Genomic DNA, 22001 nt, shown 5'->3' with positions numbered 1-22001 from the left:
TTGCTCAAAAGTACTTTTGAGCAAAAATCTATTACTATTTTTAACAATGAAATTAATGTTTAAAAACGGTCAACTCTAATTAGGGAAGTACAGTGAACAGTCAACAGTAATCAGTCAACAGTAATCAGTAGTGAGTCTTAAGTCAACAAGTATTTCTTAGAAGGAACATTTTCAAATCTTCAAATCAGCTCATTTTCAAATCGGCAAATTGACACATAGACACATAGACACATAGACACATAGACACATCGGCACATCGACACATTGACACATCGACACATTGCCCCATCGACACATTGCCCCATTGCCCCATCGACACATCGACACATCGACACATTTTCAAATTATTAGTCGTAAGTCGTAAGTCAACCAGTCGTAAGTCAACAGTAATCAGTCAACAGATTTTTATTAGAAGGAGCATTTTCAAATTTTCAAATCACCTCATTTTCAAATTATTAGTCGTAAGTCATAAGTCATAAGTCATAAGTCGTCAGTAAACAGATTTTTATTAGAAGGAACATTTTCAAATCTTCAAATCTTCAAATCGACAAATTTTCAATTCAACACATCGGCACATCGACACATCGACACATTTTCAAATTAACAGTCGTAAGTCATCAGTCGTCAGTCGTCAGTAAACAGATTTTTATTAGAAGGAACATTTTCAAATTTTCAAATCACCTCATTTTCAAATTAATAGTCGTAAGTCGTAAGTGGAAAAGTCGTAAGTGGTTTTAGCAGTCATAGCAGTCAGCAATTAGCAATTAGTGTGCAGTAAGCTAAAAAAACCGACAACCGACAACCGACAACCGACAACCAACAACCAAATCGACACATTGACACATCGACACATTGCCTCATTGACACATCGACACATTGCCTCATTTTCAAATTAATTGTCTTGAATAACTTATATTAGACAAAAAATGCGCTGCTTTTCCTAGATTATCAATACGGAGTCCGCGGGATTGAAGTTTTTCAATTTGTTCAATAACGGTGATAGGATTTTTTTGGTACTGCATGGCGAATAGATGAATAGAAAGGTATAAAAAAATCGAAAACCCACCAAAGTGTGCATCGATGAGAGGCATGGTGGGTATTATTGCTCACAAAGATAGTATTTTATTTTAAATTCCAAATTCCAAATTCCAACGTCTAAAGTCTAATGACTAAGCTCAAATCTCAAATCTCAAATCTCAAATTCCAAATCCCAAATTCCAAATCTCAAATCTCAAATCCCAAATTCCAAATTCCAAATCTCAAATTCCAAATTCCAAATTCCAAATTCCAAATCTCAAATCTCAAATCTCAAATCTTAAATCCCAAATTCCAAATTCCAACGTCTAAAGTCTAATGACTAAGCTCAAATCTCAAATCTCAAATCTCAAATTTCAAATCTCAAATCTCAAATCTCAAATCTCAAATCTCAAATTCCAAAGCTCAAATTTCAAATTTCAAATCTCGAATTTCAAGGGAATACTGAATAGCAACAATTTTTTGGTACCTCGTTCTATTCTTTTCTATTCAATTCTTTACTATATTTGCAGTATAAAATTGATATACAGTATCAACGATAAAAGAATTGGGGTGTCCCCGGTCGAGTAGAAGCCAAACAACTGTTTGGCTTTTGTTTTTTAGGGAAATATCAAGTTAGGAGAGATTACAGTTTCATTAACTCATGATTTAGTATTTATAATAGAGTTACAGGCAATTGTACAAAGAATAAATCTAAATTTTATATTTACAATACTATATGGAAAATCAATTTGGGTCTCAATGGCCGTTACATCATTTTACACACTTTCATATTGAAAGTATAGAGAAATCGAACTATATAATTGAATCGGGCGGCACTTTTCAAATTTCTGGGAAAATTAAAAACAATGTTCAAGAATATGCAACTACATATATAATAATCAAATTTGCTAATGCTGATAACCAGCATGAAATAATTACTTTTGATTCTGATCGTGATTTTAATGAAGGCGAAAAAGAATCTTTGAGAATTGTTGATATCCCTCCATTAGGGGGAAAAGATTTTTGTGTACAAATTAAGTTGCCCGAGGATATAGAAAGGCAAACATTAGATATGCGAATTGAATTATGGTCTCCAGCACGCAGGACTTGGTCAAGAAGTTCAATTGACACAATAGCCTTATTTTATCGTTCGAATTGGGGAAATGGAATTGATATCATAAAAAAAGAAGATCTGATCGCAACAGTATTTATATCTTATTCTTGGTTTTCTGATGAACACGTGAAGTGGGTCAGTAAATTAGCCCAAGAATTGGCCAGAAGACAAATTAAAGCGACCCTGGATCAAAAAGATTTAGAATTAGGCCAGCCGATAACTAAATTTATGGAAAAAGGTATCAAATCATCAATATGTATTTGTGTATGTTCTGAAGCATACACTAAGAAAGCTAACGATGAAAGCAGTTATGGTGGCGTTGAATATGAAATTTCTATACTCTCAAATCAAGTTCTTAAAGGAAGGTTACGTAGTACAATAATTCCAATAATAAAAGATAATCCTGAAAAATTATTACCAGATTTTTTGGGTTCAGCAAAATATATTAACATGGATACAGAACAATGGGATGGCATCCCTCTAACGGAATTAGCACGAACTATAATAAAATTATCATCTTAATTGAGTTACAAATTCAAAATTAGTCATTGTAAAATATTAATTACCAACCAATAGCAGCTAGCAGATATGGCTCGAACGCGCTAAGTTGGCGTTTGACTTTCAAGAAAGATTTATTTTTATATGAATAAAAAATTGTTGAAGTATTATATTTTACTTAGTGCAATATTCACAAATTCATCTCCATTTGAAACAAGTTCCATTTTTATGTTAGTATTAGATTCTTTGGCTAATATTTCAAAATGCTTTTTGCCACAATCTATTTTACCTTGTTCAGACGGTCTTAAGAAATCATAACCTAATGATCCTTTACTTTCAACAACAAAATACAATTGTTCTTTACCTTCAATTTCAAATAAAACTGCCCAATCAGGATTATAATTTCCTAATGGAGTTTCAATTTTAAACCAATCAGGTAGTTTTGTGTAAACTTTTACATTATTATTTTTTTCAAATTCTCTTGATAAATCCTTTTCTACTAAACTATCATAAATTGTGAATTCAAATGGAGATTTCGAACTTTCAATCATATTTGATTTTAAATAACCTGACAGTTCTTCATTTTCAAATAACTCCTGACTATAATATTCATTTTCTCCAATTTTCTTGTAAACTATTCCATCAACGATATGTAAACGCATTTGTTCATTGATGATGTCTATACAGCCTTCAATGTATTTTTAAGGATTTATTTTAAAGAAATTTAGGTTTTCACAGCCCTGTAGTATTTTTACAATTGACTTTCTGGTTAATCGGGTTTCATTTTGTAAGTAACTAATAATGTCCGGTAAAATTGAAACTTCTTGTTTGACTAAATCATAATTTGTTTTTGGTTCATTAAAAGTAACTCCTCCTTCTGTTATATTTAATTTAATTTTATCATAAGATAGTTTACCGCCATTAACAACCAAACGATTATTTATGTTTTTTATACATTCTTTAATTAATTTGTCGCTATTGAAATCCACTGAATAGGTGGTTTTGAATTTTATTTTATCCCAAAGGTTTTTGAATTCCGGACTTAAGAAAACTTGTTTATTTAGTTTTACTATTTCTTTAGTAGCGTTGTTTTTTATTTCAAGTTTACCAGCTGTTCTGGTAATTTCTTTGATAATCTGTTCTTCGATATGTTTTTCAAATTCTTGACCTAAATCTACTTCTCCAATTTTCAAATCTTCTTTTAGAATATCCTGGATTTTCCCTTTAGCATTAATGTACCCTTTTAATAAAAAGTAATTGAAAATTTCTTCTGATTTATGGTGTCCAAGATATTCTGGGTCATTACCGTTCATGCTAACAACAATGTTACTAAAACTATGCTCTTGAAGTACTCCAAATTTAATTCCGGTCTCTTTTTCAATTTCTTTTTGTAATTCATCAACAAACTCCTCATAGCTTTCTGAGGCCATCACGGTTAATGTATTTACTTCAAATCCATACACACGTTGCCCTTCCTGATTTACAGCTAATCGCAAACCACGTCCAATTTCTTGTCTTCTTCTAACTTCAGAACTTCCTGCTTCTTTAAGCGTACATATTTGAAAAACATTTGGATTATCCCAACCTTCTTTTAAAGCTGAATGCGAAAAAATGAATCGAATCTTTTTCTTATAATCTACACCATCATAAATAGACAATAATGTCTCCTTATCTTTCATGATTAAGTTGTAAGTATCCTCATCAGCTTTTACAGAACCTGTTGTATCTTTAAAGAATTCGAATTTTTCTTTCTTATTACTTGCTTTTGACTGTTTATCAATTGAAAAATATCCATTGTGAACTAATGATGCTTCCTCTTCTAAATCTGAAATTTCATTAAACAGGGATTGGTATTTTCTGGATTGGATTAGTCTCTTATATTCTTCTTCAAAAATGTTTGCATATTCACCATTCTTTGCATTTCCCTCCTCATCATATACACGATAATGTTTAACTGAATCAATGAAAAAAAGACTCAATACTTTAATTCCTTTTGGATTAAGTACTATTTCTTTGTCTAGATGTTCCTCAATTGTCTTTCTGATTTGACTTCGTTTAATCATTAAATCATCTACAGCTCCAACAGAATGACCCAAGCTTATTTCTGTTCCGTTCGTAAATTCAATATACTCATCCTCAACATAAATGTCTTTAACAAAATAATCTGCATATTGAGGTAGTTTAGTTAATTGTAGTAAATCGGTATTTTGTTTTAATTCTTTGATTTCACGTTTTGATTTCCCATCTTTTGTTTTACAATCTAATTCAACTCTAGCAGTAATTCCTTTTTTATTTTGAACAGACAATAATTTAATATAAGCACCACTTGAAGCCGCACCATCAACCTGAATAGAAGCTACTTCTATTTGTTTTACTAATTGTTTGTTGTAAGCATCTACGGCGTCCAATTTATACATCAAATTGATTTTTTCTGTATGGGTGGCCGAATATCTAAATACAGCTAAAGGATTCAGGTTTTTAATGGATTTCTTTTGCAAAACACTGCTCATTGTCGATTGTGGTTCATCAACTATAACAAATGGACGCGTGTTTTGTAATAATGAAATAGGTTTGTAACCTAACTTATCATTATAATCTAGTAAGATTCTGTTAGTTTTTGATGCCGATTCGTCTATATCTTTTGCAAAGGCTTGGATATTGATAACCATAATTTGCAAACGATCATTAGTAGCAAAATCTCTTACACTTGATAAATCGGAGCTATCATAAACAAAGAAACTTCTTTCATTATAAATAGCTTCTGGATAATGTTCGTTAAAGTGTTCCATAGTCATTTGCAACGACTTGTAAACTCCTTCTTTAATTGGTATGGATGGAACTACAATAATAAATTTTTTAAATCCATATTGTCGTTGCAACTCCATTATTGTTTTTAAATACACATATGTCTTTCCAGTTCCTGTTTCCATTTCTATGGAGAAGTCAAGATTTTTACTATCTATTTCATTGGCTAACGATGGGCGTAAACCATTTCGTAACTGAATCTTTTGCGCATTATCAATGATTTGAGCTTCGTTGATAACTAATTTATTGGCATATCCCAATTCGTTTTGAAAAGTGGTTGCTTGCTTATTTAAATAATCTGGGGAGAATACTGTAAAATTAGAAGTACATACTTCCTGACCTTTAAATATATCTACAATAGCTTCAACAGCATCTTGTTGATGTTCTAAATCGCTTTCAAATTTTATCTTCATTCTAGGTTAATTATAAAGGAATATGAGTAAAGTAATTTAATCGAGTTCCTGCATGAGAATTAATCAATGCTCTTTGTACTTCTGGAAATCCATTAAAAGAATGCATCCAAATAGACCAAAAGCCCGAATTCTGTGATAAAAAAACTATTGTTTCAATATCACATTTATCTTCAATATACTTTTGTTTAAACTTTTTACTGATTTCCCAAACTTGTTTTCTTTCTTGCCATCGGGTATCTTTTTTACTGTAACTGGCAACACCAGGTCTTCGGTCTAAACCAACCAAACTTAGAAGATTGTTGACCTTAGTTTTTAATGGTTCAGTAATACTATCTTTAATTTTTATATAGCCACTTTCTAAGTATTCAAAAGGAGTAAAAGTATTATCTAAGTGAGGTAAAATTATATTGTTAAAATCTATTTCTTTTGTTCCTTTAATGGAATTACAGTTTTTACACCCCAAAAGAAAATTATTCCAAAGGGTTTCTTTATCTGGGTGAGCATCTTTGTCTTCAATATGCTCTACATCAAGTGCTGCGCTAAAACCCTCTCTTTCACAGTATGAACAATAAGGGCCAAGAGCTAAAAATAATTCTGGTTTGGCTTCACCATACGGGTCATACTCAGCTTGATTTGTTGTAAATCTTGATTTATCTACTGGTCTCATTTATGGAAGTTCAGTTTTACGTTCAGCCTGCATTAAAGCTACATAAACGGGATCATCATTAAACTCTAGTTCAAGGTTATCAAGTTTTTCTTTTAATTCTCTTACCTGTTCATCATTTTCTGAATTTTTACCTTCTTCAATAAGATTAAAATACTGTGTCGCTACCTCCTGAAAATGAAGAAACTTTTGACTCCTTTTAACATCAACAACATCCATGTCCTGTTCTGCTATTTCTTCTATACTTTTAGTAAATGGATCCTCATCGATGTTTTCACCATCTAAACTAATTACCTCTTCCTTTTTCAACGACTGCACAATAAAAGGCGAATGGGTAGTGACAATAAACTGTATTTTAGGGAAAGTTCTTTTTAAATCTTCAATGACATGTCTCTGCCATTTTGGATGCAGGTGCATATCTATTTCATCAATCAAAACAATTCCTTCAGTATCTACAACCGCTCTTGCACCTAAATGAGGGTTCAATTGTATAGCTCTATATGCTAAATCTGCAGTTAAGTGTACAATACCTCTGTAACCATCACTTAAATTTCGTAATGGTGTCCAATTGCCTGAAGTTGTTTTTCCCATAATATCTTCCTGGTCCCAACTGTAATGAATGTAACTCCAATCTTTAACCATAGAAGTAATGGCTTTTGTAAATGCATTATACAGACTTCGATCTTTTTCAAACTTTAGAATATTATCTTCATAAGTTTTAAACCAGCCAATGAATTTATCTTTGATAGACCGTGAATCAAGGCAAGCATAATATCCTTCAAATCGGGAACTAAGTCTTTCATATTTAGTTTTTTTGTCAAAAATATTCCCCCATAATCTTGCGGTAGTATGGTGGACCAATAAAGGAAGATTAATTGGTTGTTCAATATTTTGTGAAAAATATTCTCCTAAACTAGTAACCATTGAAGCTTCTTTATAACTTAAATTTTTTGAAAATCTAGGTTGTCTTCTACACCAGTTTAATCGTTGATTGTCATACTGAAAACTTCCTAACAAAGTCACTTCTTGTGGTTCTTTCTTACCTAATTCTGTGATAACGTTCCTAATTTCATGTTTGTATAACGGTCTGGTTCTTGTACCACTATATCCAAAACTGGCACCAGATTTCATGAGAATGGTACCCATAGCTATAGAAACTGCGTCAAGTATAGAGGTTTTACCAGCACCATTGTCTCCAATCAGTACATTAAAATGCGGATTGAATTCAAAGGTTTTGTCTTCAATTCCTTTGAAATTTATGATACGTATATCGTTTATTTTCATTACAAATGAATTTATTGGTAAATATAGTCAAACCAAATTAAATACTATTCACCTCCTCAACCCCAAACCGCTTCAATATCTGCATGGCATTAACCTTGTCTTTGTCGCTGTTGAACCCTGTGTCTTTATAGATGACACGGCAACGGGTAGGGGCGAGTTCTTGTTTCCAAGCTCCTATGCCTTCTGAAATTTCAGGAGTAATGGTATTGGCCAGACAAATAAACAACGTACCTAAACCAACACTGTACACTTTTTGACCGGCTATGGTTTTTTCTTCAATGGCAACAGTTAAATCCAAGCCATATTTTAAAAGTATTTCAAATAAAATATCTTCTTCGGTTCTATCGGTTTTGATGTTGTTGGCAAAGGCATCCAACTGTTCGGCTAACTTATCGGGGTTGCCATCCCATGCCACGATGTTGCTACTGTCTAATTTGAAGGCTTTAAAACCTACATCCAACTTTTCAATGCCTTCTTTATCCTTAAAATCTTGTTTTATTTTTTCACCGGCTCTACGAATGCGTTCTTTGGTAATCTCTGCAATAGTAGCATAACCCGCTTTGAAGGCTTCACTTTTTTCATCAGTGGGTTCAGGGAGTTGTACCGAAATACATTTACGGTTACCACCATCTTCAGCATTCAATTGCATGACGGCGTGAGCGGTGGTGCCGGAACCTGCGAAGAAGTCGAGGATTAATGAATTTTGAGTATTAGATAATTCTAACATTTTTTCTAATAATTCAATAGGTTTTGGAGTATCAAAAGCATTTGATCCTAAAAGTGTTTTTAATCTTGCTGTTGCGGTAGAAGTATATAAATTTTCATCCCACCAAGTTGTTGCTGTCCTTCTTGAATTTTTAGCATCTGATAAATAATATTTTTGTTGTAGGTTGTTTGTTGTTTTTACAACTTGCCCATTCTTAAACATTTCTGTCATTCTCTCTTTTGAAAATCTCCAATAACCAGTTATACCTTCAAATTCATAATGTGGATTTCCTTTTTTTGCACCTCCAGGACCATCAACTGGAACTAATTTGTAAAATCCATTCTCATCAGATTTATCAAAACCTTCCAAATTTGGTTTTAATCCAATATTTTTTCTGTTGTCGAATATTACATTTTTAGCTTTAGCATAAAATAAAATATGATTATGATTTGATGATATTATTTTGTCATTTGAAACGGATGCTCTTGCTTTGTGACATATTTGTGCAATCAAGTTGTCTTCTCCAAAAATTTCATCACATAATTTTCTCAAATTGTGCACTTCGTTATCATCAATAGAAATAAAAATAACCCCATCATCGGTCATAAGATTTCTTGCCAACCGCAAGCGTGGGTACATCATGTTCAGCCAGTTGCTGTGGTAACGTCCATCGCTTTCGGTATTGGTACTTATTTTTTTGCCGCTTTCGTCTAGTTGCCCAGTGAGTTCTAAGTAATTGCCTAAGTTGTCGGCATAGTTGTCTTTGTATACAAAGTCCTTACCTGTATTGTATGGCGGGTCAATGTAAATCATTTTGATTTTGTTGGCGTAGCTTTTTTGCAACAGCTTCAACACTTCCAAGTTGTCGCCTTCAATAAAAATATTACTGGTGGTGTCCCAATCTTTGCTGTCTGCTTTGTTGGGTCTTAAAGTAGCAGTGGTGGGTTTATTGGCTTCTAAGCGTGCTTGGTTTTTACCCGCCCAGGTAAAGCGGTAGTATTCGTCTTTTTCTTCTACGTTTTCGCCCAACAAACTTTTGAGTTCATTGAGTTCAATTTTATTTTCCTTTACAATCGTGGGGAACAATTGTTTCAGGAGTTGTATGTTGTCGGCTACTATGTCGGCACTGGTAAGGGATGTTATTTTTTCCATATCTGTAAGGCAATGGTTTCTAAATCTTCGGCTCTTTGGTTTATAGTACTTTCATTCCATTCATCTAGAGCCGTATATTGAGTGGTTAAAGGTAAAGAAGAATATTGTTGAAGTACCGTTTTTTTGTTACTCCAGGCGCTATTGCGTAACTTACTATTTAAGTTTTTGGTTATGATGGTTAAATTTCCAAACGTTAAAAGTTTATAATTACGGTGATTGATTTCTTCTTGCGAATTCAATGTTCCCCAATTTTGTTCCCATTTTTTTGGCATCATGTGTTCTACAGAGAAACTGTTTGAACTCAAAACGGTTACATCATTTAAAACCGTTTTAACTTGATACAATGCAATGATGTATAAGGTTTCTTTAGCGTGTTGATTACTTAAAATTGAGTTGGCAAAGGCATTTTTTACATCACTATCATCAGGAAAACGATTAGTGTCTTCGGTATAACTCAATAATGTATTTTGCAAAGCTTCAAAAACAGTAGTTATTAAATTGCCTTTTACACTTTTAATAATTGAAATAAACAAATTGTTATAGTTCTTGGTTGTCAAACGGCAAATGTTTCTTCTGACTAGATAACTTTCTAAAAGTGCTAAACACTGTGCGCGTTCTTTTTCGTCTGCCACTTCTTTGTAAATAAACAAGACCAACGGGAAGATGGTTGTGATATTTAAATTTTCGATAACGTGGAAAAAACGTTTTTCCGTATCATCAAATTTTAAATTGTTTAATTCTGTGCCCGACGGAAAAGAAGCATAGATTTCAGCATAAATTTTTAAACCTTCCAGAAAGTTTCTTTTATCTGCTGTAGTTTTACCAGATAGCCAATCTTTATAATCTTTAAAGAGATGTTCTAACGAAACATCCTTTTGCGTTTGTATTAATAAATAACAATACAATAAAACATCAATATTCTCACGGTATAAACGCCCCGCAGTTTTTTTAGTATTCCAAAACTTAATGGTTTCTTCATCAGATTCAAAAATATCTTCCCAATACGTTTTGTACAGGTCTTGCGTTTGACTATCATTGAACACAAAGTTCTTTAATAATTCAGATGTAGTTAACTTAACACCTAATGAGTTGATTGTATCAAATATCTCCTGTTCATCATCATGAGCGTCAAGTACCATACTGATAGCGGGAAATTTATGTAAAACTACATTATTATAATTCAATAACTCATCGTTAGTTAAACCATTGAACTTCGAAAGAAAGAAGCGATAGGTATCCAAGATGTTACTTTTACCAACCGGTTCTGTAAAAACTGTGTTTTTATCTGAACTCATTACTTTGTCAAAATAGACGGTGTCTATTCGATTGTGCATAATCCTGTAATGAACTTTACCGTAAGCATCGTTAAAAAATAATGACTTATTTATATTGTCATACAAGAAGTTGGCATTGGGTTGATTTAAGTCAACACAATTTGCCAATGCTTTAATTAACAATGAAAAAGTGGTCATTCGTTGTTGACCGTCTACCAAATCGTATTTAGCGGTCATTTGACTGCTGTTATTACTGTTTTTGGTAATAATTGTTCCAATAAAATGTTCCTTAAGTGGATTAGTTTTGTTGGCTTGTGCTGTTTCAATTACATCTTCATACAATATTTCACAGTCATCTTTTAACCAAACATACGGTCTTTGAAAAAAAGGAATGATGTATTGATTCGTTCCAGTATTTAATAAATTTAATAAATGGACTTTTTGAATATTCATTGGTTATTTTGAAAGTTTGTTTGTTAGTTCTTCAATTTTACTACGGTGTTTATTAATTTCAGTATTTATGAAAACCATTTCAGTGAGTTGTGTTTCTTTTTTGGCCTGATTTTCTAATGCTGCGATGGAATACTTCAAAGTTTCAATTTCTTCCATCACATAAGCATCTTCTTTACTCCTTTGATAGGGCCTCGCTACAAATGTACCGTTAATTTGTGCAGTTTGCAATCCAATACAGCATTGTATAAAATGTTGATAATAATTGAAAAGGTTTATTTTATTGGCTTTTTCAAAACTTAATTCATCAAGAAATTTTGAAGTTGCATTGTCTTGATTTTCAAAACTTATTGACTTAGAAATATATGTTTTTTCAACCACACTTTTAGAGTTGTCGTTTTGATTAATTCGTTTTTCAGCAACACTAAATAATAACTGTTTGACATCATGCAAAATCACTACAGTAGGGTTTGGTATGAATTTATGAATGAAATCTACAATTTTATTTTTTTGACGATCAAACTGTTCATGAGTGGTTTGTACCGTTATAAAAATGATTTCTTCATAAGTTACATATTCATCTTTAAACGTGGATATGTTGGAAGTTTCTACATTAACCAATGCAGTAACTTCCATCTGCTGTATTATATTCCCCTCATCTAAAAACTTTTTTTCTGATATGGTTAGTTCAAAATTTCGTTTAAAAAATGTTTTAGGTAATTTTTGTTTCACCCAACATTGTGAAGGAAGTTTCAATGATTTTGAAAGCAATTCGTTTACCATAACTATTTAATTATTAAAAACGAAATTAGTTCATACGTTACTTCAACATTTTTTTGTGTTAATCGGCTAACTCCTGGCATGGCTAATGAATTTATTCCCATTTCTGTTGTAGCCCCTTTCGCATGTAATAAAGCAATATCCAGTAGCTCTTTGTAACTATCCATATAACGGCCACTTTTTGTCTGCTGATTGAAAGAGGAAATTAATTTTGGTAGCACTTCAGTTTGACCTAAACACAGTTTTTTATAATAGTCTAAACAGCGTTTCGGATTATTATTTGCAATATGAATTTCACCTTCCTCTGATACATAACAAAGGATATAGGGATAAATAATGTTATTGGTTAATTTCTCTCCATCTAAAGTTACTTTAGTATCTTTCAAACAGAAAATTGCACCTTTCTTTCCTTCGGGCATATTATTTTCTGTCAAAGCAAATATCCCTTTTGGTGTCATTTGAAAAGTTTCTCTTTCTTTGGGTGATAATCTATCTGCATCAATTTTAAAATCATTGAAAGTTAAATCTGTAATTGAAATACCACCTTCAATATCTTCCAAATCTAAAACTTGATTTTGTAATTGTTTTAATTGTTTTCTTCTGTATTCTAAATCTTGATTTAAATGAGCCGTTTCATCAATTACATTGTCATCACCAGTAGCAGATGTATCAAGTAATTGCATTCTTCCTTTAACTCGAGCAATTAAATCTATGTAGCTATCCAAAGCAAGATTTGGAAAAAAGTTAACTAGTTGTATCTTTTCATTGATTGAACCAATTCGGTCAATCCTTCCAAAGCGTTGTATTATTCGTACTGGATTCCAATGAATATCATAATTTACTAAGAAATCACAATCTTGAAGATTTTGTCCTTCAGAGATACAATCGGTACAAAATAATATATCTATTTGATTTTGCTCTTCAGGATAAATTGCATTTCTTTTTTTAGATAATGGTGAAAAGTGAATCAAAATTGAGTTTAAATCCAATCGGCAATTGGGCATATTTGATTTATTACTATCTCCACCTGTAACTAAAGCAGAATATAATCCATGTTCGTCTTTTAACCAAATGGCAAGTTCTTCATATAAATAATATACAGTATCAGCAAAAGCTGAGAATACAATAACCTTTTTGTTTCCTTTATTAATTGGGTTGTTAAGTTTTTGAATGATTAATTCCTTTAAGTCTTTAAGTTTAGCATCTCTAGTTGCATCAACAACATTTGACATGGATAACAATTCTTCCAAACGTTTTTTGTCATCATCAATATATTCTTTGAATTTAACTAAATCCAAATCTTGCAATAACACTTTTACTTTACCACCAACAATCAAGTCTTCTAGTCGGTCATCATCAAATTCTACTTCATTGATGTCGAAATCGGTATCAAAGTATTCGTTTTGGTGAATCGTTTTAATCTTCTCAGACAATTGTTCAATTTGATTGAGTAAGGATTTTAAGGTCAAACGAAATGAATGAATAGAACTTTCTAGGCGCTTCAACAAATTCACACGCATCAGATGGATCAAACTATCCTCACGTTCTATTTGACGAAAAACTGAACCTGTTGAAGTAGTGTAGTCATATTTTGCCTCATAACTTTTCTTTTTGTCATCACGTACAAAGTACAATGGAGAATAGAACTTTAAATTTAAGGCATTCAATAAGTTATTAACATTATCCATTTGAGGGAATGCTTTCGCAGTATCAAAATCAGAGTACTTTGGAATGGGTGTAAGGCGTTCAGGAAATTTACCAATATCCGAAACATCATAATATTTTTCAATGTGTTTTCTAGAACGGGCAATAGTGAGTAAATCAAGGATTTTGAAATAATCACCATTTAGTGAAGTAACCAAACTATCACGATTAATATTATCATTGTGATTTTCTTTTAACCAAGTATTAAATTTCTGTTGAGCCTTTCTTAATGTTTGGTCAATACTTGGAATTCCAAAATTTTCTAAAGCCTTGTCGTTTTGTTCCGTAATAAATGCAATTTGATTTTTTATGTCATTCATACGTGTATTGACAGGAGTTGCCGAAAGCATGAGGACTTTAGTTTTTACACCTGTTTTTATGATATCTCGCATCAAACGTTGATAACGAGAGACAGTGTTTTTTCTTGGATCATTGTTTCTAAAGTTATGACTCTCATCAATAACTACTAAATCATAATTCCCCCAATTAATTGTTTCTAAATTGATTAAACCGGAAATACCTTTTTCACGAGATAAATCAGTATGATTTAATACATCAAAATTAAGTCTGTCTTTAGCTAAAATGTTTCTGACATCTGATATCAAACTATAGATTAACCAATTTTCACGAAGCTTTTTAGGACATAATACCAAGATTCTGTCATTTCTTAAGTTGTAGTATTTCATTACTGCGAGAGCTTCAAATGTTTTGCCTAAACCTACACTATCAGCAATGATACAGCCACCAAACGTTTCTATTTTATCAATAGCACCAAGAACAGCATCTTTTTGGAAATTAAACAACATTTTCCAAACTTCTGTTTCTTTAAAACCAGTTCGGTTTAAACGCTGTTCTGATTTTTCGTCAATCGTTTTGTTTTGAAAAATATTATGCAATGTAAATTTATACAAATCATCTGGGCAATAATGATTTGAGGCCTTTGTAATACTATTCAGAATTGTGTTTTTTAAATCTTTTTTGCTATTGTTCCAAACATTATTAAAGATGGTAGTATATGAGTTGCTTGAATCTTCAAATGAATTTAAAAATATTGGCATTTCACTTTTTAGGACTCCTAATGTTGTCAAATTTATATCATGGGGTGCCAATAGAAATGTATTGGTTAATCCATTTGTTTCTGTAAGTATAAATTTTTGTCCACCAATACTTCCTTCTCTGATTTCAACTTTATCTCGTATAAAATCATATACCTTTTCAGCTCTATATTTTTGAGTTAGTTCATGATATTTTTTTAATTCCCTTTCATCGTATGTAAAGCGTAAATCTTCTTCTATTTTATCATTGTCTATAAGTATTTTCAAATTTGATATCTCGGTTAAATCTTCTAATAATTCAAATATTGCACTTATTGTAATATAATTTATCGCAATATATATTGATGTATTTTTATGGATTACGGATTTTAGTTCATCAATTAGAATGATATCTTGGTTATTTATAATTTTCATTTTAATAGCTAATTGTAAATAATTAAATGTTTCAAAATTTAAACTTACCAAAAAATCCCCAATTGGTCAAGCCAATTGAGGATTCAACAAAACGCAAGGCCAATATAGGCGCGGGTACGGAAAACCGTAATTCTATTAACTAACCACTGCAAAGGTGCACAAACCCATTGGATTCCCCCTTAGGGTTTTTCCTAATTCTTCAAAGTATTTTACCCCCAAAGCGCGGGGTTTTTTCCCCCAAGCGGCCCTCCACCCGCGTAAAGTGGCTGTGTAGCTCATTATTCCCGTGGCTCCTTGTGGGATAAAGCATGGATAAAGCATGGATAAAGTATGGATAAAGTATGGATAAAGCATGGATAAAGTATGGATAAAGTATGGATAAAGTATGGATAAAGTATGGATAAAGTATGGATAAAGTATGGATAAAGTATGGATAAAGCATGGATAAAGCATGGATAAAGTACGGATATAGCACTGATATGACACTCTTAAGTATGCCGCTGAGAAGCTAAGCTACTTAGCTACTGAGCCCTTACTGATCACGGAACACTGAACACTGTTTTTATAAGCCGCTGAGCTACTGAGAAGCTGAGCTACTGAGCCAATTTAAATAGAAACATCGGTTTTTTAAAAGACTGCTTACTGATCACTGATCACTTAACACTGTACACTGTTTTTTTAAGCCTCTGAGCTCCTGAGAAGCTGAGCTACTGAGCCAATGTAAATAGAAACATCGGTTTTTTAAAAGACTGCTTACTGATCACTGTACACTGTTTTTAAGCCGCTGAGCTCCTGAGCTGCTGAGCTCCTGAGCCCTTACTGATCACTGATCACTGATCACTGATCACTGTACACTGTGACCGCGACTGCGACTGCGACTGTTTTTTTAAGCTCCTAAGCCGCTGAGAAGCTGAGCTACTGAGACTGCGACAGCGACTGAGACTGAGACTGAGACTGCTTACTGTACACTGAACACTGTACACTGAACACTGCCCACTGCCCACCACACCCTGCCATCTTGTCACCCAATCCCTGACAAAAACGACCCCAAATCGCCTTGGCACAAAAGTTGTCATTATCGAGTCGTGCCAACGCACGGCCTACTCCTAGAGAGGTCATTCAACAGAAATAAAATAAAGGAGATTAACATCATGGGAAAAATTATTGGTATCGATTTAGGTACAACCAATTCATGTGTAGCCGTTATGGAAGGGGGAGAACCCGTAGTAATCGCTAACGCAGAAGGGAAACGCACCACACCTTCAGTCATTGCTTTTGTGGAAGGCGGCGAAATCAAAGTAGGCGACCCTGCCAAACGTCAGGCGGTCACCAACCCGACCAAAACCATTGCGTCGATCAAACGCTTTATGGGAAATAAATACACCGAAAGTGCCAAAGAGGCTTCCACCGTAGCCTACAAGGTAGTGAAAGGCGACAACGACACCCCACGGGTCGATATCGATGGGCGTTTGTATACCCCACAAGAACTGTCGGCCATGACGCTACAAAAAATGAAAAAAACCGCCGAAGATTACCTCGGACAAGCGGTAACCGAAGCGGTAATTACCGTACCCGCATACTTTAACGACGCGCAACGTCAAGCGACCAAAGAAGCGGGAGAAATTGCCGGATTGAAAGTAATGCGTATTATCAACGAACCTACCGCAGCGGCACTCGCATACGGTTTGGATAAAGCAGGAAAAGACCAAAAAATTGCCGTGTACGACTTAGGAGGGGGAACCTTCGATATCTCGATTTTAGAATTGGGTGACGGCGTGTTTGAAGTGTTATCCACCAACGGCGATACGCATTTGGGAGGAGACGACTTCGACCAAGTAATCATCGACTGGATGGCCAACGAATTCATGAGCGAGGAAAGCGTTGATTTGCGCAAAGACCCGATGGCCTTACAGCGTTTGAAAGAAGCTGCAGAAAAAGCCAAAATCGAGTTGTCATCGTCGACACAAACCGAAATCAACTTACCGTATATTACAGCAACGGCCAGCGGACCCAAGCACATGGTGAAAACCTTAACCCGTGCGAAGTTTGAACAACTCGCGGACAGCTTGGTAAAACGTTCGATGGAACCTGTAGCCAAAGCCTTGAAAGATGCAGGCTTATCGACTTCCGATATCGATGAGGTGATTTTGGTAGGAGGATCTACGCGTATTCCGGTGATCCAAGAACAAGTTGAAAAATTCTTCGGTAAAAAACCTTCCAAAGGGGTAAATCCCGATGAAGTAGTTGCCATCGGTGCAGCCATTCAAGGGGGAGTATTGACCGGCGATGTCAAAGACGTTCTGTTGCTTGACGTTACTCCATTATCGTTGGGAATTGAAACAATGGGGAATGTGATGACTAAGTTAATCGAGGCCAATACGACCATTCCAACCAAAAAATCGCAAGTATTCTCGACGGCAGCCGACAACCAACCCAGTGTAGAAATACACGTGTTGCAAGGCGAACGCACCATGGCGGCCGATAACAAAACCATTGGACGTTTCCATTTAGACGGCATTCCACCAGCGCCTCGCGGGGTACCTCAAATTGAAGTAACCTTCGATATTGACGCCAACGGAATCATCAAAGTGTCGGCAACCGATAAAGGAACCGGTAAATCACACGACATTCGTATCGAAGCCTCTTCTGGATTAACTCCCGAAGAAATCGAGCGCATGAAGAAAGAAGCCGAGATGAATGCCGAGTCCGACCGCAAAGCCAAAGAAAAGGCCGACAAGTTGAACGAAGCCGACAGTATGATTTTCCAAACCGAAAAGCAATTGACTGAGTTTGGGGATAAATTGTCAGAAGGCAATAAAACAGCGATTACGGCTGCCTTGGAGGAGTTGAAAAAGGCCTACGAAACCAAAGACGTAGACACCATTCAGCCTGCTTTAGACAAAATCAATGAAGCTTGGAAAAATGCTTCAGAAGAGTTGTACAAAGCCCAAGCGGAAGGTCAAACCCACGAAGCACAGCCACAGCAAGAAGCGACTGGCGATCAAACGCAAGACGTGGATTTTGAAGAAGTAAAATAAGCCGTGAACAACGGAAATCAATAGAAGTCGGATCTTAGGGTCCGACTTTTTTTTGCATCGCTCTTTTCATTTGCGCGATGATTAACGTATGCGGAAACGTAATGGCAGCCATCAAGGAAAAGAACAGGGCTTTAAACACGGTATCATTCGCAATAGCCCAATACGCAATCGCCATAGTGCCCACTGCCAAACTCCAGTACAACGCACTCGATTTAAAATAAGACCACCACGAGTGCACATTTTCTTTTCCATACAAAAAACGAATTTGCTCCTGAATAGAAGGAACGCTATGCCATAACACAAAGTACATGCTGAATCCCCAAATCAGTCCCGCATGATAAAAGATCAGGGTAAATACAATAAGGTAAAATAGATTTCGACCAATACTCGCCCGAAAGGCCTCACTTTGTTGCGCTAAAAAACTTCCTAAGCCCAACACCAAGACTCCGAGAATCAAGGTGATTTCATGCACCCACAGCTCGGGATACGATTTTTGCGTAATGGTTTCAACAATCGCTTGTACCTCTTTTTCATGAAAACAAAAAAGAATACCCAATACCAATAAACCATAACTGCCTTGAAAAAGCATCCAAAAGCGCTGAACTGACGAAGGCATTGCCAACGTCCAATGCTGATTGCCAAAGTGATAGCCGCTTAGGAGGATAAAAAGGAGTAAACCATAGGAGGGAAGAAGCGTAAATACAACCATACCTCCTAAAACAATACTAATGTATTTCATCAATAATTTTACTTCCCATGAGGTTGCAACGCCCCCTTTTAAGTGTTGCCCAATGGTTAAATCATTGGCACCGTGTACAATTCCTAGTAAGGCAATTCCTACAAAACCAATAAGCTGCTGATTTTCAACGGAAATAAAATTTGCCAACCATAACATGAAAAATGTCAGTAAAATCCGAAGGTGAAGCGAAGTTTCCATGTATAGTTCGTTAAAATTGTTTAATAAAAATACAAAAAATATTAAACAAAATAACATATTTGTGTTTAATGTTTTGTAATTTTAATTAAACAAAAACAAGTAATAACAACTAAAACAACAAATTATGACAAACTTCAGTTTATTAACCGGTTGGGTTGCCAAAATGATGCCCACCGATTACATTGGATTTACATTTTTCATCGGATGTATGGCCATGATGGCGGCTTCGGCCTTTTTCTTCTTATCCTTAAGTCAGTTTGACAAAAAATGGCGTACCTCAGTGTTGGTTTCTGGGTTAATTACCTTCATTGCGGCGGTACATTATTTTTACATGCGTGATTATTGGAGTGCTTTTGGAGAATCGCCCACCTTTTTCCGCTATGTTGACTGGGTATTGACTGTGCCGTTGATGTGTTTGGAATTTTATTTGATTCTCAAAGTAGCAGGAGCCAAAACGTCCTTGTTATGGAAAATGATTGGCTACTCTTTGGTGATGCTTATCACGGGGTACTTTGGTGAAGCCGTTGATCCAGGAAACGCTGCGATGTGGGGCTTGGTATCAGGTTTGGCCTATTTCATTATAGTGTATGAAATTTGGTTGGGCGAAGCTTCCAAGTTGGCCAAAGCCGCTGGAGGTTCGGTACTCGAAGCTCACAAAATTTTATGCTGGTTTGTATTGGTTGGTTGGGCCATCTATCCGTTGGGCTACATGTTGGGTACCGAAGGTTGGTACACATCAATGTTGGGCAAAGGAAATGTAGATGTGGCGTACAACATTGCCGATGCTATTAACAAAATTGGTTTCGGTTTGGTCATCTACAACTTGGCCGTGAAGTCAAGCAAAGACTAACCCTTTTTTCCTCCATAAAAGCAGACGAATTTCCAAGCGGAGTTCGTCTGTTTTTTTTTACGTCAAAATAATTTGTACATTCGGAACACTAAAATCCTTTATACCATGAAAAAAGTTGTGTTCTTCAGTTTGTTTTGTTTCATCTCGTTGGTCAATGCCCAAAAGAAAAAAGCGCCGGCAGCCTCTCCCGTATTAGCCAAAGTTGAAAATCTAGTCTTGGAACTCAAAGGTGGAAATTTACAGTTGGTTCAAATGGAAGGTACCAAGGCAAAAGAAACCGTTGTGATTCAAGCGAATGCTACGGCTTTAAAGCCTGTTGATTGTAAAATTATCCCCTTTACCGCTTCAGGAAATAAATTGTATGCCGTGTCCTGGACCGAAAAAAAGACGGTAACCACTACCGATAAAACAGAAGAAATTACAACCATCACCCATGCAATTTATGAATGGGCCAGTAAGAAACAAGTTTTTTTCAATACACAAGTCACCAATAACATCACCGAAAAAGTGTATTTAGATCGCAATAAAAATGCCAGTGAAACACAAATGCGGGTGCGTCGTGAAGGTTATGAATTGGTCATCAACCCCGATGGAACGCTAACCCAAAAGAATAAAACGACAACGCTTACCTGGACCTTCGATGCTACGAGCAAAGCAATGGTACAAGCCAAGAAAAAATAAGTATTTCGTTTAGGGTTTTATCACCAAAGCATATTTCTCCAACAAGCCATGCAGCCCTTGTGCGCTGAAAATGGCTTTTTTCATTTTATTTTTTTCAGGATCAATACGGTATTCATAGCTGGTGTAAAAATCGGCTTTTTCTAAATTGGTGTTGCTAAAAACCGCACGGCGCAAATTGCACGAGTCAAACAAAGCGCCCGACAAATCGGTTTCCATAAAATCGGTGGCAATCATACTGCAGTGAATGAACTGAATCTGCCGCAATTTCAGTTTGTAAAACTGACTGTAATCGAGTAAGCAGTCTTTAAAGTGAAATTCATAAATCACCTGATCGGTCATGGCAAAATTGACCGACGTCAAGTCGCAATCGGTAAACCAAACGCCACGCAACGCGGTATGGTTGAGCTTGGTGCCTTTAAAATTACAACGCACAAAATTGCAGTCCACAAAAGTCACATTCTGGAAGAAACAGCCCGTAAAGTCGCAATCGGTAAAGGTACATTGCTCAAATTCGGTATGTTGTAAATCGGCTTGGGTATAGGTTTGTTGGGTAAAGTTTTGGTCGTGTGTAAAAACGTAACTCATGATTCAATTTTGGAGCAAGGTAACCATTTTACGTTAGTTTTTGTTACATTTGAACAAATGCCCAACCATGCTTTTTCAATTTTGTCCCCATTGTACGTCTGCCAAAATCACCGAAACCAAGGCATATCGTATCGCTTGTAACCACTGTGGTTTTGTGTACTATCACAATGTAGCGGCGGCTGTTGCCGTTGTATTGCGCTATCATGATCAGGTGTTGTTTACGGTACGTCAAAAAGACCCCGATGCGGGCACCCTCGATTTACCGGGCGGTTTTATTGATCCAGGCGAACGGGCTGAGGCTGCTGCTTGCCGCGAAATTAAAGAAGAACTGGGTATCATTCTCGATCCGAGAAAACTCAAGTACGTTACCACGGCGGCTAATGATTATTTGTACAAAACCGTTCATTACAAAACCCTTGATATTTTTTTCGAGTACGAACTAGAACATCCTGAATTGGGCATCACTGCCCCCGACGAAATTGCGGCCCTGCAATGGTGTCATCCGCCTACCATGGACCTGAATACAATTGGGTTTATTTCCATTCGCAAAGTGATTGGGGAATGCTACAGTATCTAATTT

General features: G+C 35.2%; 15 protein-coding genes. 5 read left to right on the top strand and 10 right to left on the bottom strand.

Annotated elements, in window-relative coordinates; all coding sequences use genetic code 11:
- Positions 1-1753: 1753 nt before the first annotated feature.
- Positions 1754-2653, top strand: a complete 900-nt coding sequence (locus BUC17_RS12780; protein ID WP_073365130.1) for a toll/interleukin-1 receptor domain-containing protein — start codon at positions 1754-1756, stop codon at positions 2651-2653.
- A gap of 143 nt (positions 2654-2796) precedes the next feature.
- Here BUC17_RS12780 and BUC17_RS14275 read toward each other — a convergent pair whose 3' ends face one another.
- The 8 genes from BUC17_RS14275 to BUC17_RS12745 all read right to left on the bottom strand — a co-directional run bounded on the left by BUC17_RS14275 (position 2797) and on the right by BUC17_RS12745 (position 15330).
- Positions 2797-3291: a restriction endonuclease gene (locus BUC17_RS14275; protein ID WP_234977718.1), complete on the bottom strand. Its 495-nt coding sequence runs from the start codon at positions 3289-3291 to the stop codon at positions 2797-2799.
- A gap of 39 nt (positions 3292-3330) precedes the next feature.
- Positions 3331-5847 carry a DEAD/DEAH box helicase family protein gene (locus tag BUC17_RS12775; RefSeq protein ID WP_234977717.1) on the bottom strand — a complete coding sequence of 839 codons (2517 nt, stop codon included), beginning with the start codon at positions 5845-5847 and terminating at the stop codon, positions 3331-3333.
- A gap of 10 nt (positions 5848-5857) precedes the next feature.
- A complete protein-coding gene (locus BUC17_RS12770; protein WP_073365128.1) occupies positions 5858-6514 on the bottom strand; it encodes an HNH endonuclease in 657 nt (218 codons plus the stop codon).
- Positions 6515-7795 (bottom strand): AAA family ATPase, encoded by a 1281-nt coding sequence (locus BUC17_RS12765; RefSeq protein ID WP_073365127.1) that lies wholly within the window; start codon positions 7793-7795, stop codon positions 6515-6517.
- 37 nt (positions 7796-7832) lie between these two features.
- Positions 7833-9533 carry a site-specific DNA-methyltransferase gene (locus BUC17_RS12760; protein WP_234977716.1) on the bottom strand — a complete coding sequence of 567 codons (1701 nt, stop codon included), beginning with the start codon at positions 9531-9533 and terminating at the stop codon, positions 7833-7835.
- Between the two features lie 107 nt (positions 9534-9640).
- Positions 9641-11380 (bottom strand): DUF262 domain-containing protein, encoded by a 1740-nt coding sequence (locus tag BUC17_RS12755; protein ID WP_073365123.1) that lies wholly within the window; start codon positions 11378-11380, stop codon positions 9641-9643.
- 3 nt (positions 11381-11383) lie between these two features.
- Positions 11384-12160, bottom strand: a complete 777-nt coding sequence (locus tag BUC17_RS12750; RefSeq protein WP_073365121.1) for a DUF4391 domain-containing protein — start codon at positions 12158-12160, stop codon at positions 11384-11386.
- 2 nt (positions 12161-12162) lie between these two features.
- Complete coding sequence (locus BUC17_RS12745) at positions 12163-15330, bottom strand: helicase-related protein (RefSeq protein ID WP_073365119.1); 3168 nt, start codon at positions 15328-15330, stop codon at positions 12163-12165.
- Between the two features lie 1151 nt (positions 15331-16481).
- On the opposite strand from BUC17_RS12745, the gene dnaK reads away from it, so the two are divergent.
- Positions 16482-18368, top strand: coding sequence for a molecular chaperone DnaK (gene dnaK / locus BUC17_RS12740; RefSeq protein WP_073365117.1), 1887 nt, complete (start codon positions 16482-16484; stop codon positions 18366-18368).
- Between the two features lie 34 nt (positions 18369-18402).
- Here dnaK and BUC17_RS12735 read toward each other — a convergent pair whose 3' ends face one another.
- The gene (locus tag BUC17_RS12735; RefSeq protein WP_159433956.1) at positions 18403-19305 is read right to left on the bottom strand and encodes a Brp/Blh family beta-carotene 15,15'-dioxygenase; all 903 of its coding nucleotides are present in this window, start codon (positions 19303-19305) and stop codon (positions 18403-18405) included.
- 124 nt (positions 19306-19429) lie between these two features.
- Here BUC17_RS12735 and BUC17_RS12730 point away from each other — a divergent pair, with 124 nt between their 5' ends.
- Together BUC17_RS12730 and BUC17_RS12725 are read left to right on the top strand one after the other, a co-directional pair.
- The gene (locus BUC17_RS12730; protein ID WP_073365113.1) at positions 19430-20155 is read left to right on the top strand and encodes a bacteriorhodopsin-like; all 726 of its coding nucleotides are present in this window, start codon (positions 19430-19432) and stop codon (positions 20153-20155) included.
- Between the two features lie 105 nt (positions 20156-20260).
- Positions 20261-20836 (top strand): hypothetical protein, encoded by a 576-nt coding sequence (locus BUC17_RS12725; protein ID WP_073365111.1) that lies wholly within the window; start codon positions 20261-20263, stop codon positions 20834-20836.
- A gap of 9 nt (positions 20837-20845) precedes the next feature.
- On the opposite strand, the gene BUC17_RS12720 is transcribed toward BUC17_RS12725, so the two are convergent.
- Positions 20846-21421: a pentapeptide repeat-containing protein gene (locus BUC17_RS12720; RefSeq protein WP_073365109.1), complete on the bottom strand. Its 576-nt coding sequence runs from the start codon at positions 21419-21421 to the stop codon at positions 20846-20848.
- Positions 21422-21488: 67 nt separating this feature from the next.
- On the opposite strand from BUC17_RS12720, the gene BUC17_RS12715 reads away from it, so the two are divergent.
- Positions 21489-21998 (top strand): NUDIX hydrolase, encoded by a 510-nt coding sequence (locus BUC17_RS12715; protein ID WP_073365107.1) that lies wholly within the window; start codon positions 21489-21491, stop codon positions 21996-21998.
- The last annotated feature ends 3 nt before the right edge of the window (positions 21999-22001 follow it).

It is taken from the genome of Flavobacterium fontis (assembly GCF_900129405.1).
GTDB lineage: Bacteria > Bacteroidota > Bacteroidia > Flavobacteriales > Flavobacteriaceae > Flavobacterium > Flavobacterium fontis.
The sequence above is the reverse complement of the archived record's forward strand: the minus strand, read 5'-3'. Positions and strand labels throughout refer to the sequence as shown.